Origin of the sequence: Aeromonas sp. OTU364, assembly GCF_038440395.1 — a bacterium.
In the GTDB taxonomy this organism is placed as follows: Bacteria; Pseudomonadota; Gammaproteobacteria; order Enterobacterales; family Aeromonadaceae; genus Aeromonas.
Genome location: NZ_JASATR010000005.1, coordinates 51,992 through 65,777, shown reverse-complemented (window position 1 = coordinate 65,777; position 13,786 = coordinate 51,992). Strand labels below are relative to the sequence as shown.

Annotated in this window: 14 protein-coding genes; 8 read left to right on the top strand and 6 right to left on the bottom strand. The window is 61.8% G+C overall.

Features of this window, described 5'->3' with window-relative positions; translation table 11 throughout:
- Nucleotides 1–89: 89 nt before the first annotated feature.
- Nucleotides 90–728 carry a LuxR C-terminal-related transcriptional regulator gene (locus AAHB08_RS07640; RefSeq protein ID WP_342058598.1) on the bottom strand — a complete coding sequence of 213 codons (639 nt, stop codon included), beginning with the start codon at nt 726–728 and terminating at the stop codon, nt 90–92.
- 518 nt (nt 729–1,246) lie between these two features.
- Here AAHB08_RS07640 and AAHB08_RS07635 point away from each other — a divergent pair.
- Nucleotides 1,247–1,822 carry a single-stranded DNA-binding protein gene (locus AAHB08_RS07635; protein WP_342058597.1) on the top strand — a complete coding sequence of 192 codons (576 nt, stop codon included), beginning with the start codon at nt 1,247–1,249 and terminating at the stop codon, nt 1,820–1,822.
- Between the two features lie 156 nt (nt 1,823–1,978).
- Nucleotides 1,979–2,749, top strand: a complete 771-nt coding sequence (locus tag AAHB08_RS07630; RefSeq protein WP_342058596.1) for a substrate-binding periplasmic protein — start codon at nt 1,979–1,981, stop codon at nt 2,747–2,749.
- 48 nt (nt 2,750–2,797) lie between these two features.
- On the opposite strand, the gene AAHB08_RS07625 is transcribed toward AAHB08_RS07630, so the two are convergent.
- Entirely contained in the window at nt 2,798–2,920 is a 123-nt protein-coding gene (locus tag AAHB08_RS07625) for a hypothetical protein (protein ID WP_080675244.1), read from the bottom strand.
- 351 nt (nt 2,921–3,271) lie between these two features.
- Here AAHB08_RS07625 and yjbD point away from each other — a divergent pair, with 351 nt between their 5' ends.
- From yjbD to AAHB08_RS07610, 3 genes are all read left to right on the top strand, one after another.
- A complete protein-coding gene (gene yjbD / locus AAHB08_RS07620) occupies nt 3,272–3,556 on the top strand; it encodes a DUF3811 domain-containing protein (RefSeq protein ID WP_162519186.1) in 285 nt (94 codons plus the stop codon).
- A gap of 393 nt (nt 3,557–3,949) precedes the next feature.
- Nucleotides 3,950–4,162 carry a transcription antiterminator/RNA stability regulator CspE gene (cspE, locus tag AAHB08_RS07615; RefSeq protein WP_025328559.1) on the top strand — a complete coding sequence of 71 codons (213 nt, stop codon included), beginning with the start codon at nt 3,950–3,952 and terminating at the stop codon, nt 4,160–4,162.
- Between the two features lie 307 nt (nt 4,163–4,469).
- Nucleotides 4,470–6,425 (top strand): ligand-gated channel protein, encoded by a 1,956-nt coding sequence (locus tag AAHB08_RS07610; RefSeq protein WP_342058595.1) that lies wholly within the window; start codon nt 4,470–4,472, stop codon nt 6,423–6,425.
- Nucleotides 6,426–6,497: 72 nt separating this feature from the next.
- Here AAHB08_RS07610 and AAHB08_RS07605 read toward each other — a convergent pair whose 3' ends face one another.
- Nucleotides 6,498–7,883, bottom strand: coding sequence for an ATP-binding protein (locus AAHB08_RS07605; protein ID WP_139436263.1), 1,386 nt, complete (start codon nt 7,881–7,883; stop codon nt 6,498–6,500).
- A gap of 7 nt (nt 7,884–7,890) precedes the next feature.
- Complete coding sequence (locus AAHB08_RS07600; protein ID WP_025328561.1) at nt 7,891–8,613, bottom strand: response regulator; 723 nt, start codon at nt 8,611–8,613, stop codon at nt 7,891–7,893.
- Between the two features lie 200 nt (nt 8,614–8,813).
- On the opposite strand from AAHB08_RS07600, the gene AAHB08_RS07595 reads away from it, so the two are divergent.
- Nucleotides 8,814–9,170 (top strand): hypothetical protein, encoded by a 357-nt coding sequence (locus AAHB08_RS07595; protein ID WP_342058594.1) that lies wholly within the window; start codon nt 8,814–8,816, stop codon nt 9,168–9,170.
- Between the two features lie 233 nt (nt 9,171–9,403).
- On the top strand, nt 9,404–11,398 hold the full coding sequence (locus AAHB08_RS07590; RefSeq protein ID WP_342058593.1) for a methyl-accepting chemotaxis protein: 1,995 nt from the start codon (nt 9,404–9,406) through the stop codon (nt 11,396–11,398).
- Between the two features lie 62 nt (nt 11,399–11,460).
- On the opposite strand, the gene AAHB08_RS07585 is transcribed toward AAHB08_RS07590, so the two are convergent.
- Nucleotides 11,461–11,874, bottom strand: a complete 414-nt coding sequence (locus tag AAHB08_RS07585) for a hypothetical protein (RefSeq protein WP_139436257.1) — start codon at nt 11,872–11,874, stop codon at nt 11,461–11,463.
- A gap of 147 nt (nt 11,875–12,021) precedes the next feature.
- Entirely contained in the window at nt 12,022–13,023 is a 1,002-nt protein-coding gene (locus AAHB08_RS07580) for a sensor domain-containing diguanylate cyclase (RefSeq protein ID WP_342058592.1), read from the bottom strand.
- A 400-nt stretch (nt 13,024–13,423) separates the two neighbouring features.
- Between AAHB08_RS07580 and glnK the strand changes: the two genes are divergently transcribed.
- Nucleotides 13,424–13,762, top strand: a complete 339-nt coding sequence (gene glnK / locus AAHB08_RS07575) for a P-II family nitrogen regulator (protein ID WP_025328566.1) — start codon at nt 13,424–13,426, stop codon at nt 13,760–13,762.
- Nucleotides 13,763–13,786: the final 24 nt, after the last annotated feature.

The following is a 13,786-nucleotide window of genomic DNA, read 5'->3' as shown; positions in this document are numbered from 1 at the left end:
TGCGCGCTCGATACGGGAACCAGAGCGGGCCAGTATGGCATAGAGACTACTGGATGAATAGACAGTCTTTTATCATCCCACCCCGGCGCTCAGAGATACTCCTTGGCCCAGCTCACCGCCTGCAGGCGGTTCTTGACGTTCAACTTCTTGAACACGTTATAGAGGTGGGACTTGATGGTGTGTTCGCTCACGAACAGGCTGTCGGCGATCTCGGTATTGGAGGCCCCCGTCATCAGATGGCGGACTATCTCCTGCTCGCGGGCCGTCAGCAGGGTCTGGTTGCGCAGGGGCTGGCCGCTCCCCTTGCGGTAGTAATCCACCAGATCGCACAGCAGATGGCGCGGGATCCAGTACTCCCCCTGCAACACCTTGCGGATGCCGATCACCAGCCTGTCCAGGTTGTCCTGGCGGAAGAAGAGCCCGCTGGTGTGGGGCCACATCAGCAGCAGCTCCCTGTCCGTGCTGGTCGGGGCGTTGAGCAGCACGGCACTGGCCTCGCCGAAGCGGCTGCAGATGGCCTTGCTCCAATCCGCCTGCTGAGCCGACTTCAGATAGTCCAGATCGATCAGCAGCAGCGTCTGGGCAGACGTTTCGGCGGGTTCGGGCAGGGCCTCTATCTCCCCCACCAGCAAGATGGACAAGCCAAGCTCTTCGCTGAGGTGACGCTGGAAACTGCTGGCTTGTGCATTATTTTCGGTGATCAGCACTAAGGGGTATTCGGGCGTCATCAAGAGAACTTCCTTGCACATTCGAGTCGGGGCTTTTCGGCAAGGAAGAGTACCAATCCCCCTCCTGGCTGCAGCATTAAAAAAGTATGAGACGCTGCTGTGATTCCTTTGAAGCTCAGCAATTTTCCAACCAATACAAATGACTAGCACACACCCCCCATTTGGGGGGTCAAGTAGTGCCGGACCGCACCATAGCAGGCCTTGGCCGTCGATGCAGCACTCGGCCCCGTCGCCCCCTTGCTGGTGGGGCCATACCTCGGGTAAGTTACTCGGACGCCAGCGGCGGGGTTTGGTGCTCGCCGGGACAGGAAGGTGTGCGCTCATCTCCGCCAACTGGTATTATTGCGGGCAAACGCTGCGGCGGATGGCCGATAAACGCGTCGGTTGAATCTGGCACAGCCGTGACATGCGTGAAGATGAGGTCCATCCGTGGCGCGCATCTCATTGCAAACAAACGACATATTGAATGGGACCAGGCATTTGGCCTGGCCGGTATACATAAGGGTGGAAGAGAGATTATGGCCAGTCGAGGCATCAACAAAGTCATTCTGATCGGTAACCTGGGGCAAGACCCGGAAGTGCGCTACATGCCGAGCGGCGGTGCCGTGACTAACATCACCCTGGCCACCTCCGACACCTGGCGCGACAAGCAGACCGGTGAGCAGAAAGAGCGTACCGAGTGGCACCGCGTGGTCTTCATGGGCAAGCTGGCCGAAGTGGCGGGCGAGTACCTGAAGAAGGGTTCTCAGGTCTATGTCGAAGGCAAGCTGCAGACCCGCAAGTGGCAGGATCAGAGTGGCCAGGAGCGTTACACCACAGAGGTGCTGGTCGACAGCTTCACCGGCGTGATGCAGATGCTGGGTGGCCGTCCGCAAGGCAGCGCCGGTCAGGGCATGGGCGGCCAACAGTCCCAGGGCAACTGGGGCCAGCCGCAACAGGCAGCTCCCCAGCAAGCGATGCAGCGCCCGGCCGCAGCCCCGCAACAGAATATGCAGCCACAGGGTGGTTACGGCCGTCCGGCCCAGCAGCCCCAGTCTGCACCGCCGGTCTACAACGAGCCGCCGATGGATTTCGACGACGATATCCCGTTCTGATCGACACCCAGGCCCTGATGACTCAGGGCCTTTTTGTCTGTTCCTGACGCATTCATCCCCTCCCTCATCATGTTGTTGCGACGATCCGCACCTGACCCTCTCCCTCGCCCTGACGTGTGGCTATTCTCGGGACGAGTCACCTCCCCGAGAACCTGCATGAATCACCTTGGTCGCCTGCTGCGCCTCATCTTGCTGGTGTTTGCCGCCCCTCTGATCGCCGAACCGCTGCGAGTGGGGGTGAGCTTCGCCATCCCTCCCTACGTGATCGCCCACGAGGATCGCGGCATCGAGCTCGATCTCATGCGCGAGGCGTTCACCGGCAGCAGTCATGAGCCCGAGTTCATCTATCTGCCTCTGGAGCGGACCTTCAGGATGCTGGAGGAAGGCAAGCTGGATGCCATCATCAACGTCAGACCCGGCATGCTGAGCCACGCCCACCTCTCCCAGGTGGTGATCACCTTTCACAACCGGGTCTTTACCCTCGACAAGACGGCCTTTGACACCATGGGGGATCTGCGGACGCTGCGAGTCAGCGCCTTCCAGCGAGCCAGGCAGATCCTGGGAAAAGAGTTCGCCGACCTGGTCGATCAGAACCCCGACTATGAAGAGGTGGCGAGACAGGAGGGGCAGGTTCAGAAGTTGTTGCTGGGACGCACGGATGCCGTGATCCTGGAGCAGAGGGTATTTTACTACTACCTGTCGCAACTGATCGGGCAAGCAGAGGGCAGCGTGCGCTATCCCCACGACAGGGTCAGACAGCATGATCTCTTCCCCCCCACCCGGTACCACTTCGCCTTTCGCGAGGCGGCGCAGCGGCAGTGGTTCGATCGCCAGTTGAGCAAGATGAAGGAAGATGGTCGCTATGAGCGGATCTTTACCGCCTATGGCACGACCTCATCCGACAGAAACATAAAAGCCAGCCCATGACGGACTGGCTTGATACTGGCTCCAGAGGAACAACAGTGTAGTGGAGCGTTACTTCATCGCGCCGCCATTTTTCAGATCAGCTTTCTGACGTTTGGCCTCGCGCTTCTCTTTCAGTGACATCTGCGGTTTTTTCTTGGCATCTTTGCCGTGATGCTGTTCTTTGTTGCTCATCATCAGACTCCAAAAATGTTACCAGGACAGTTGGAATCAAGATTCCAGCATGTCATCCGAATCATAGATCACAGTACGCTAGCAGTGACGATCGAGGATCGCACTGGCACCAGCATACCCCCAGCCTCCACCGGGATCCAGCCTCGCCGGACAACGGTGCTCAACAGGGCTCTGACCTCGTCATCCAGATCCCGACAACCCGGGACAAACTGCCACAACCGGCCTGTATCTGGGCGAAAAACGGCAGGAAAACACACTCAACTTGCTCTTTTGGGGTCTAGAGGACGATTACATAAGAGTCGGCCTCCGGAGTGTGTTAGGGTGAACCATCACCTGCCGCAGGAGTGCGCCATGAAAAAGCTGGAAATGAAAGATCTTACCGAGGCCGAAAAAGCCGAGATCACCCTGTTGCTGCAGAAGGCCCAGGCCCATGCCGATCACACCCTGACCAATGGGGAACGTAACAAGATCCGTGAGGAAGGGCGCCTGAAAATCGCCGAGGATCGCGCCAAGGCAGCCAAGGCGGCCTCCGCACTGGCGCGGGAGAAGGCCAAGGAGCGAGCCAAGAATCAGGTGCTGCCGGAAACCTTCAACTGGGCGGACTCCGTCAGCAACAAGTACCGCAGCAAGCGATAATTTCTGTCTCCCATGTCCGGATGCTTGTGCTGTCATCCGGACATGGGCCTGCATACATCCCTTTCCCGTACCGGAAAATGCTAGATAACCTTCTGGTATAAAACGATTTTATCAAGATAAAAAGCTGACACCCCCTCGCCGGGCAGGAATTAATACCAAGATAAAGATTGCCATGGCGGAGTGAGCGTGTTCTAATCGATTTCGATGGTTCGGTAGTTCAGACCTGATTATGTTAGGCAGTCATTTTAAAGCAGTGATTTGTGCATAGAGTTGTCCCAGATGATTCTCGCCAAATAATTCTCCTTCTTTAGTGCTCCCCATACGTATTGCTGACGAAAAATCATGGATTGCTACACAAGTAGCGTTTCAACATCACTATTCAAGGAAATTATTATGTCTAACAAAATGACTGGTACCGTAAAGTTCTTCAACGCTGAGAAAGGTTTTGGCTTCATCTCCCCGGCTGACGGTGGCAAAGACGTGTTCGTACACTTCTCCGCTATCCAGTCCACCAGCTTCAAAACCCTGGACGAAGGTCAGCGCGTTGAGTTCACCATCGAGCAAGGCCAGAAAGGCCCGGCTGCTGCCAACGTAGTTGGTCTGTAATTCAAGCCAGGAAGCCTTTTCGTCAATCGGAAAGTCCTTCTGCAAGAATTGAAAAAACCCGCCTCGGCGGGTTTTTTGTTATCTGGATTTCCATCATTACCTCTCTCCCCCGCCAGAACTGCCTCCTTCCCTCGAACAAAATTTAAATGATAACCAATGTCAATTGCATTTGATTCTTGTTTGCCTAGAATGCCTGTCTACAAATGTCATCCATTTGAGGCTCAGCTCCGCCGTCCCAGTGCGACACCAAGATCCCGGGACTCAGTGGCGGGTTGAGAAACTTTCCTTCCCAGGAGTTCAGGTTTTCATGACTAGCATCCCCATTACCCCTCTCGCCACCCTGATCATCGCCGCACTGGCCAGCCAGGCCCACGCCAGCCAGAACGAAGTCATGGTGATCACCGCCTCGGGTTTCCAGCAGAAGATCGAGGACTCTGCCGCCTCCATCTCGGTCGTGACCCGGGAACAGCTGGAGAAGCGCGCCTACCGTGACGTGACCGACGCCCTGAAAGACGTCCCCGGGGTGGTGATCACCGGGGGTGGCAGCAGCAGCGACATCAGTATCCGCGGCATGGGAGCCAAGTACACGCTGATGCTGGTAGACGGCAAGCGGGTCGACAGCCGTGGCACCCGCCCCAACAGCGACGGCCCCGGCATAGAGCAGGGCTGGTTGCCGCCGCTGCAGGCCATAGAGCGGATCGAGGTGGTGCGTGGCCCCATGTCCTCCCGCTACGGCTCGGACGCCATGGGGGGCGTCATCAACGTCATCACCCGCAAGAGCACCAGCATGACGGCATGGCAGGGGTCGCTGCATGCCGACGGCACCTTCCAGGAGAACAAGGCCTCAGGTGATCTCTTCCAGACCGATGCCTACACCGCCGGCGCCCTGGTGGACGGACTGCTGGGGATGCGCCTGAACGGCCAGCTCTCCTACCGCGGCGAGGATCAGTTCGAGAACGGCTTCGCCGAGCAGGAGATGCGCAGCGGCACCGCCGTGTTCAGCCTGACCCCGGACGAGCACAACAGCGTCGACTTCGAGGTGAGTCGCGGCCTGCAGGACAGGGATCGCACACCGGGTGAGTCCATTTCTGCCAAGGTCAAACCGAACCTGAGCACCTACGAGCGCACCAACTACGCCATCACCCACGACGGCCGCTACGACTTCGGCTCCTCCACCAGCTATCTGCAACGGGAAGAGAGCACCAACCCGGGTCGGCAGATGAAGATGATCAACACCATAGCCGACACCCATACCCAGATCATCCTGGGGGATCACTACCTGAGCGTCGGCGGCCAATACCGCTACGAGGATCTGCAGGATCAGGGCAACCAGCTGAATGTGGCCAATCGCGCCGACCAGCTGACCCGCTGGAGCTGGGCCCTGTTCGTGGAGGACGAGTGGGCCCTGACCGACAGCGTCGCCCTCACCGGCGGCGTACGCATGGACAGGGATCAGAACTACGGCAGCCACTGGAGCCCGCGTCTCTACGGGGTCTGGCATCCCGCCGAGTTCTGGACCCTGAAGGGTGGTGTCTCCACCGGCTACCGCTCCCCCGACCTGCGCATGTCCGCGGCCAGCTGGGGCCAGGCCACCGGCGGCGGCACCCAGGATGGCATGCTGGTCGGCAGCCCGGCCCTCCAGCCGGAGAAGAGCGTCAGCGAGGAAATCGCCCTGTTGTGGGATGGCCAACAGGGGCTCAACGCCGGGCTGACCCTGTTCAATACCGACTTCAAGGACAAGATTGCCGAGACCCGTCGCTGCACCAGCAAGCAGGATCCCGCCTGCACCCTGAACGGTCACACCTATGACTTCATCAGCGATCGCATCAACGTCGACGAGGCCAACATGCGCGGGGTGGAAGGCACGGCCAAGTGGGTCATCAACCCGCAGTGGTCCCTGGCCTCCAGCTACACCTTCATCCAGTCCGAGCAGAAGAGCGGCCCCATGGCGGGCCTGGCACTGAACCAGATGCCGCGCCACATGTTCAACACCACGGTCGACTGGCAGACCAGCGAGGCGGTCGGCCTCTGGTCTCGGGTCAACTTCCGCAGCAAGACCTCGGACTACCTGAGCCGGGTCAAGATGGCCGAGGGTACCCCCTCCTACACCTTCTTCGACACCGGCCTGGTCTACAAGGCCAATCAGGCACTGAGCGTCACCGCCGGCATCTACAACCTGCTGGACAAGGGGGTGGACTACGCCAGCTACGGCACCGTGCTAGATGGCCGTCGCTACAACCTGGGGCTGACCTACCAGTTCTGATCCTCTCGGGTGCGAGAGATGCAAAAGGCCCGCCGAGTGCGGGCCTTTTCATGGGTGACGGGATAGGCGCCGTCAGCGCGGCAGGCTGATCCTGGCCTCCAGGCCGCCTTCGGCACGGTTGTGCAGGGTCAGCTCGCCGCCGTGCTGATGCACCAGGGTGCGGGCGATGGCGAGCCCCAGCCCCACGCTGCCCGACTCTGTGTTGCGGGCCTCGTCGAGGCGCACGAAGGGCTTGAACACCTCCTCCAGCTGGCCTTCGGCTATGCCAGGCCCCCGATCGCAGACCAGGATCAGCAGCTCGGATTCGGTTCGCTCCAGGGACACCTCGGCCCCGCCCGCGTACTTGATGGCGTTGCCGATGAGGTTTTGCAGCACCCGGCGCAGGGTATTGGCACGGCAGGCGTAGACCTGCTTGCCCTCGGCCAGGCAGATGACGGGCTGGCCGGTATCCGCATAGTCATCGCACAGGCTCTCCAGCAGGCTGACCAGATCCAGCTCCCGGGTCGCCTCCTGCTGCCCCTCCTCCCGGGCGAAGCTCAGGGTCGCCGCCAGCATCTGCTCCATCTGTTGCAGGGTCTGCTGGAAGCGCTCCTTGTCCTCGCCGTCTGCCAGAAACTCGCTGCGCAGCCGCAGGCTGGTGATGGGGGTGCGCAGGTCGTGGGAGATGGCGGCCAGCATCCGGGTCCTGTCCTGCACGAAGCGATCGAGCCGGGTGTGCATGCGGTTGAAGGCCTGGATGGACTCGCGGATCTCGGTGGGCCCCTCCTCGCGCAGGGGTTCTATGTCCTCCCCGCGCCCCAGCCTGTCGGCATTGGCGGCCAGTTGCTTGAGGGGCAGGGTCGCCCGGCGGAACAGCCAGATCATCAGGCCTATCACCAGGCTCGCCACCAGCAGCAGGTTGAGAGTGGTCTGCCAGGACCAGCTCACCGCCTCCTTGTCCACCAGGGAGCTGAACTGCAGCCAGCCCCCGTTGGGCAGCTGGATGGAGCCATAGAGCCGCATGTCCTGGGGCGGCGGCATGCCGTTGCGATCCTTCATCATGCGGTTGTGGTGCTGCCAGGCCCGGCTGCGCTGTATGTCCTGCTTCAGCTCGGCGCTGATCTCCACCGACAGGGACGACGGATACCCGAGCTTGGCCCGCACCAGCTTCTCGAAGCGGGGGCTGCGGTTGTCCGGTTGCAGCGGCTCGTCGGCCAGACGCAGCAGCAGGGTCTCGCTGCGGCTCGCCTTGAGGATCTCGTGATAGAGGGAGGGGGGGGAGAGGGAGAGCAGGCGCACCACAGAGATGATCCGCTGCATGGCGTTGCGGCTGTTGACGTAGCCGAGGGCCTCCTCCCGATCCGAGCGGTAGATCTGGATGCTGAGCAGCTGGATCAGCACCAGTCCCGCCAGGGCCACCAGCACTATCTGGCCAGTCAACCCCTTGGGCAGCAGCCTGGCGAAGAAGCCCTTGATCATGCCGTCCTCACTCCTGGGTCACGTCGGCGGCGAACAGGTAACCGCCGCCCCAGATGGTCTTGATGAGCTCGGGATTCTTGGGATCCCGCTCCAGCTTGCGCCGCAGCCGGCTCACCAGGGTATCGATGGCGCGATCGAAGGCGACCGCCTCCCGGCCACGGGCCAGATCCAGCAACTGATCCCGGCTCAGCACCCGCTGGGGCCGCTCCAGAAACACCTTGAGCAGATCGAACTCGGCGGTGGAGAGGCTCATCCCCACACCCTCCTCGTCCACCAGCTCGCGGCGATTGATGTCGAGCAGCCAGCGATCGAAGCGCAGATCCCGGGTCAGAGCCTCGGGGACGGGCTGGATCTCCGCCTGGGTGCGGCGCATCACCGCCTTGATGCGGGCCAGCAGCTCGCGCGGGTTGAACGGCTTGGCGAGGTAGTCGTCCGCCCCCATCTCCAGGCCGATGATGCGGTCCGTCTCCTCCCCCATGGCGGTGAGCATGATGATGGGCAGGCGGGACTTCACCCTGAGCTCGCGGCACAGGGTGAGGCCATCTTCCCCCGGCATCATCAGGTCCAGCACCAGCAGATCGAACTCCCGCTCGTCCAGCAGCCGCTTCATCTCCTTGCCATCCCGGGCGCAGCTGACACGCATGCCGTGCTGTTCCAGAAAACGCTTGAGCAGATCGCGGATCTCGCTGTGATCGTCGACCACCAGAATATGAGGGCTGCCTTGGTTCATCATTGTCTCTCCCGTTATCGAGCTGGGGCGATTATACGAGAATCAATCGGGCGGATTGTGTCAAAGTGTGCCAGAGCGCCAAGATGCCACACTCTGCTACAAAATAGTCCGGTACTGGCAAAGTTCAGACACTTCCACGGTGTTTACTGGATACCAAGGCGAAACAGCCTATACCCGTATTCATCCGACAGGAGTTACCCATGAAAAAGCTGACCAAGACCCTGCTGACCGCCACCCTGATCCTCGGCCTGCCCCTCGGCGCCTATGCCGCCAGCGAGGCTGTCTCCACCGCCCAGCCGACCCAGGCCATGGCGGCCGGTTGCCCCATGGACGGTGCCGGCATGATGGGCGGCAAGCACCACGGCGGTCGCCACGACAAGATGGCCCGCATGCAGAACATGACCCCGGAACAGATCCAGGCTCACCTGCAACAGCGCTACGACAAGATTGAAGACCCGGCCAAGAAGGCCGAGTTCGTGAAAAACCTCGGCCTGCGTGCCGACGGCATGATCAAGCACGCAGAGGTGATGAAGCAGTTTGCAGAAGCGAACCAATAAATCGAAGCAAACCAGCAAGCAAGATAACGACGGGGTGGCCATGGCCACCCTGTTTTTTTTCGCGTCCGCTCAACCGCCCCGCCCTACAGTTGACGCCGCCATGGCGCCACTTTTCTGCCCCCTGCACCGGGATATGTGAGCGATAACAAACGTTTTATGCTCGAAATAGCTAATAATGGCGGCTCAAACAACAGGATCGGGCAAGGCCCCGGCCACGGTGGACAGGAGTCGTTATGGGATGGAATCTGGGCACAATCAAGGGGCGCTATACCGCCGTCTTCCTGGGGTTCATGGCGCTGGTGTGCGCCCTGACGGTGATCGGCATCCAGCTCTGGATCAAGCCGGCGCTGCAGAAGGCCGGCGAGCAGAATGTGGCGCTGCGGGTCAGCGAGATCGCCACCGACATCCGCGACCAGCTCAACGGGGTGCAGAGCCAGTCCCGCAGCATCACCCAGCTGGTGGCCCGGCTGCCGAGCGAGCAGATAGACGCCCTGCTGCCCGCCCTCATCGATCAATACGGCAACGCCATGGTCTTCGGCGGCGGCATCTGGCCCCTGCCGGAGCAACGGGAGGCGAGTCGCGCCAAGTTCAGCACCTTCTATCACAGGGATGCGGCCAACGCCCTCATCCCCAACACCTACTGGAACTCGGCCGAGGCGCCGAACTACTTCGAGCAACCCTGGCACAAGGCGGGGCAGCAGGCTCCCCGCGGCATGTGCGTCTGGGCCGCCGCCTACAAGGATGGTGCCAGCCAGCAGCCGAGAACCAACTGCGCCATGGGGATCTACAAGGACGGCGCCCTCTACGGGGTGTCGACCATAGACGTGACCCTGGGGTTCTTCAACGATCTGGTGGCCAGGAAGGAGCAGGAGATCGGCGGCCAGGTGATGATAATCGAGGCTGACGGCAAGATCCTGAGCAAGAACGCCCGCCTCGGCGGCGATGTGGTGCTCGGCAACCTCTCCGCCCACGCCGACTACCCCTTCGCCGGAGCCATCGCCGGCCTGCTCGGCCAGGACGCGAGCAAGGGCTTGCTGCGCACCACCTTCCAGGATCAGGGGGAGGAGCAGACCCTGCTGATGGAGGCCATCGACGGCACCCCCTGGCTGCTCGCCACCGCCCTGCCGACCCGCGTCCTGACCCAGGACAGCCGGGACGTGCTCGCGACTCTGGCCAGCATACAGCTGCCCCTGGTGGGACTGCTGTTCGTGCTCATGGTGCTGGCCATCGGCCAGCTCGGCCGCCGGCTGCAGACCCTCAGGCTCAACATAGATGCCCTCAGCGCCGGCGATGCGGATCTGACGGCCCGCATCCAGGTGAAGGGTCATGACGAGCTGGACAACATAGCCCTGTCGGTGAACCGCTTCATCGCCTACCTGCAGCAGATGATGGTGCAGGTGACGGACGCCACCGACCTCATCACCCGGGAGCTGGCACAGCTCGATCAGCAGACCGGTCAGAGCCGACGGATCCTGGGGGAACACGCCAGCGAGACGGATCAGGTGGTCACCGCCCTCACCGAGCTCAGCTCCACCGCCGACAGCGTGGCCCGGCACGCCAGCGACTCGGCGAGCTTCACCGAGGCCGCCAATGGCCAGGCCGCCAACTCGCGCAAGGTGGTGGGATCGGCCTCCGCCAGCGTGGTGGCCCTGATCGACGAGGTGGATCTCGCCGCCGCCAAGGTGCTGGAGATGCAGGAGGATGCCAAGCAGATCGGCAGCGTGCTCGGGGTGATAGGCGGCATCGCCGCCCAGACCAACCTGCTGGCACTCAACGCCGCCATCGAGGCGGCCCGGGCCGGGGAGCAGGGACGAGGCTTCGCCGTGGTGGCCGACGAGGTGCGTGCCCTGGCGGCCCGTACCCAGAACAGCACCGCCGAGGTGGGCAGCATGCTGTCACGGCTCACCCAGGGGGTGGCCGAGGCCGTGGTCGCCATGGAGCAGACCAAGCGCAGCTGCCAGGCCGCAGCCGACACCACGGGTCAGGTCACCGGCGGGCTCGACAGCATGGCCGACTCCGTGGTGCAGATCCACGATCTCAGCAGCCAGATCGCCACCGCCGCCGAGGAGCAGAGCCGGGTGACCGAGGAGATCAACCGCAACATGGTGAGCATTCGCGACATGCTGAACCTGCTGGTGCAAAACGGCAGCCAGACCGAGCAGAGCGCAGCGTCACTGCTCGGCTCCAACCGCCAGCTGCTGGCCCTGGTGCGCCGCTTCAAGGTGTGATGTCGAACGCCAGCCAGCAAAAAGGGGCCCGCGGGCCCCTTTTTCATGCACGTCACCAGGACTCAGGCCTTGTTGGCCAGGTTCAGGGTCTTGACGGTCTCGCCTTCGAACTTGATCACCACGTTCTTCTGCGCCACTTCGGAATCCTTCAGCAGGGACTTGGTGGTCTCGGCCAGCAGCGGAGAGGCCTTGTTCAGGGCGCTCAGATCATAGGTCCACACTTCCAGACCGGCATCGGTCTTGGTGCTGGCCGGGGCGCCCAGCTTGTCCTTGATGGCCTGCTTGTTGGAGCCGCCTTCCTTGATATCCAGGGCCGTTTTGATCGCTTCGTTGGAGGCGCTGTCCACGGCAGTACCGGCCATCTCTTTGGCGGTGCTGGTGACGCTGCTGGTCACGGAGTCGGTCAGGGAATCCATCAGGCCGGCGTGGGCAACCAGGGGCAGGGCGGTCAGGGCAATCAGAAGGCACTTTTTCATTAAGATACATCTCACAGGAATGAAAGAGCGCGCATCAGACCAGTGTGCTCGATTGGAGTCAAGATGATCCCAAGGTCAAGCCGCATTCGGGGGGCAAGGGTCATTCCCTTGAGTGAAGATGGCAGCGGGGATGGATAGCGGCGCCCCCTAGCCAGAGAGCTGATCCTTGCCCGCCAGTTTGGCCCGGTAGAGCGCCCTGTCCACCCTCGCCATCAGCTGGTTAAGGGGCTCATCCGGCCTGGACTCCACCAGACCGAAACTCAGGGTGATGGGCTCCACCCCCTTGACCCTGGCATGGCCCAGCCGCTGTCGTAGCTTTTCGGCCACCACGTGGGCATCCGCCAGCCGGGTGTTGGGCAGCACCAGCATGAACTCGTCGCCCCCCCAGCGGGCCAGCAGATCGATCTCGCGGATGGCGCCGCGCGTCAGGCGCACTATGTCGATCAGGGTATGATCCCCCACCCCGTGGCCGTGGCGATCGTTGATCTGCTTGAAGTCGTCCACGTCCATGGCGATCACGGCGAAGGGCTCCTTGAAGCGCCGGGCCCGCTCATACTCCAGCCGGACGGCCTGCTCCAGCCGATAGCGGCTGGCGGCCCCGGTCAGGGAGTCCGTCTCCGCCAGGCGGCGGTTCTCCTCCACCTGATGCTGGAGCGCCAGGTTGAGCCGCTCCAGCTCGGCGGTGCGCTCCGCCACCTGCTGCTCCAGGGTGCGATTGTGCAGCTCCAGCCGGGCGTAGAGCTCCCGCTGGGCATGGATGTCCCGGTGCGCCCCTATCATCCTGGCCACGGTTCCGTCCGGGTTGCGCGCTATGATGCGGCCACAATCCTCAACCCAGATATAGTCGCCGTTGCGGCAACGACAGCGGTACTCGGCCCTGTAGTCGGCTGTCTGGCCGCTCAGATAGGCATCGAAGCGAGCCATCACCCGCGGCAGATCGTCCGGGTGTATCACGTTTTCCCAGGTGAAGACGTTGTTGTCGAAGGAGTGCGGCTCATAGCCCAGCATCTGGTACCAGCCCGGATTGCGATAGACGAAGCCGGTGTTGGCATTCCAGTCCCAGACCCCGTCGCTGATGACCTCCAGAATGCCGTGCACCGCGGCGTCGTTGAGATCCGGGATCCTGATAGTGTCATTGTCCTGCAGCATGGAATCCATCCTTGTTCTGCTCCCCCGCGCCACTGCGGGTGACTCGAGTCCGACGGTTGAACATCATTGAAAAATGCGGCCGCCTGCCGGGCTACCCGACGACGACTGCCTGCCTGCAATCCCTGTCATGACAAGGTTATCGGCCGTCCCCTGGTTCCCCTGAATAACAGTAGCAGCAGGGCCTGCCGCCGGTCTTGAGCGCCGTCACGCCTTCCCCCTTTTATCTGCCCGCCCCCTTGCACCAGGGCGGTGCACCGCCTTGGCGCAACCCTGCCCAAATGGGGCGTCTCTCACCAGCCTCTCGGGCATGGATGAATTAAATCATTGAATAAATAGGGGAAAATTCTTGGCGCAATATTTGCGTTTGCCTGAATGAAGCACCAAGGATTGGGGACATTGCATGAAGTTAATCACTGCCATCATCAAGCCGTTCAAACTCGATGACGTTCGCGAAGCCCTCGCCACCCTCGGTGTAGAGGGGCTGACGGTCTCCGAGGTCAAGGGGTTTGGCCGCCAGAAGGGACACACCGAACTCTATCGAGGTGCCGAATACCAGGTGGATTTCCTGCCCAAGGTGAAGCTGGAGATCGCCACCCAGGCCGACAACGTCGAGCCCATCATCGAAGCCATCAGCCAGGCCGCCCACACCGGCAAGATAGGCGACGGCAAGATCTTCGTCTGCGACCTGCTGGCCGCCGTGCGGATCCGCACCGGCGAGACAGACGCCGACGCCCTTTGATACGACTGGAACCGAGGAATACGA

What these genes read in the sequence shown, in the direction of transcription:
- AAHB08_RS07600 (WP_025328561.1), bottom strand. Translation starts at nt 8,613, where the DNA reads ATGAACCAAGGCAGCCCTCATATTCTGGTGGTCGACGATCACAGCGAG.
- glnK (WP_025328566.1), top strand. Translation starts at nt 13,424, where the DNA reads ATGAAGTTAATCACTGCCATCATCAAGCCGTTCAAACTCGATGACGTT.
- AAHB08_RS07640 (WP_342058598.1), bottom strand. Translation starts at nt 728, where the DNA reads ATGACGCCCGAATACCCCTTAGTGCTGATCACCGAAAATAATGCACAA.
- AAHB08_RS07635 (WP_342058597.1), top strand. Translation starts at nt 1,247, where the DNA reads ATGGCCAGTCGAGGCATCAACAAAGTCATTCTGATCGGTAACCTGGGG.
- AAHB08_RS07605 (WP_139436263.1), bottom strand. Translation starts at nt 7,883, where the DNA reads ATGATCAAGGGCTTCTTCGCCAGGCTGCTGCCCAAGGGGTTGACTGGC.
- AAHB08_RS07585 (WP_139436257.1), bottom strand. Translation starts at nt 11,874, where the DNA reads ATGAAAAAGTGCCTTCTGATTGCCCTGACCGCCCTGCCCCTGGTTGCC.
- cspE (WP_025328559.1), top strand. Translation starts at nt 3,950, where the DNA reads ATGTCTAACAAAATGACTGGTACCGTAAAGTTCTTCAACGCTGAGAAA.
- AAHB08_RS07590 (WP_342058593.1), top strand. Translation starts at nt 9,404, where the DNA reads ATGGGATGGAATCTGGGCACAATCAAGGGGCGCTATACCGCCGTCTTC.
- AAHB08_RS07580 (WP_342058592.1), bottom strand. Translation starts at nt 13,023, where the DNA reads ATGCTGCAGGACAATGACACTATCAGGATCCCGGATCTCAACGACGCC.
- AAHB08_RS07595 (WP_342058594.1), top strand. Translation starts at nt 8,814, where the DNA reads ATGAAAAAGCTGACCAAGACCCTGCTGACCGCCACCCTGATCCTCGGC.
- AAHB08_RS07610 (WP_342058595.1), top strand. Translation starts at nt 4,470, where the DNA reads ATGACTAGCATCCCCATTACCCCTCTCGCCACCCTGATCATCGCCGCA.
- AAHB08_RS07625 (WP_080675244.1), bottom strand. Translation starts at nt 2,920, where the DNA reads ATGAGCAACAAAGAACAGCATCACGGCAAAGATGCCAAGAAAAAACCG.
- yjbD (WP_162519186.1), top strand. Translation starts at nt 3,272, where the DNA reads ATGAAAAAGCTGGAAATGAAAGATCTTACCGAGGCCGAAAAAGCCGAG.
- AAHB08_RS07630 (WP_342058596.1), top strand. Translation starts at nt 1,979, where the DNA reads ATGAATCACCTTGGTCGCCTGCTGCGCCTCATCTTGCTGGTGTTTGCC.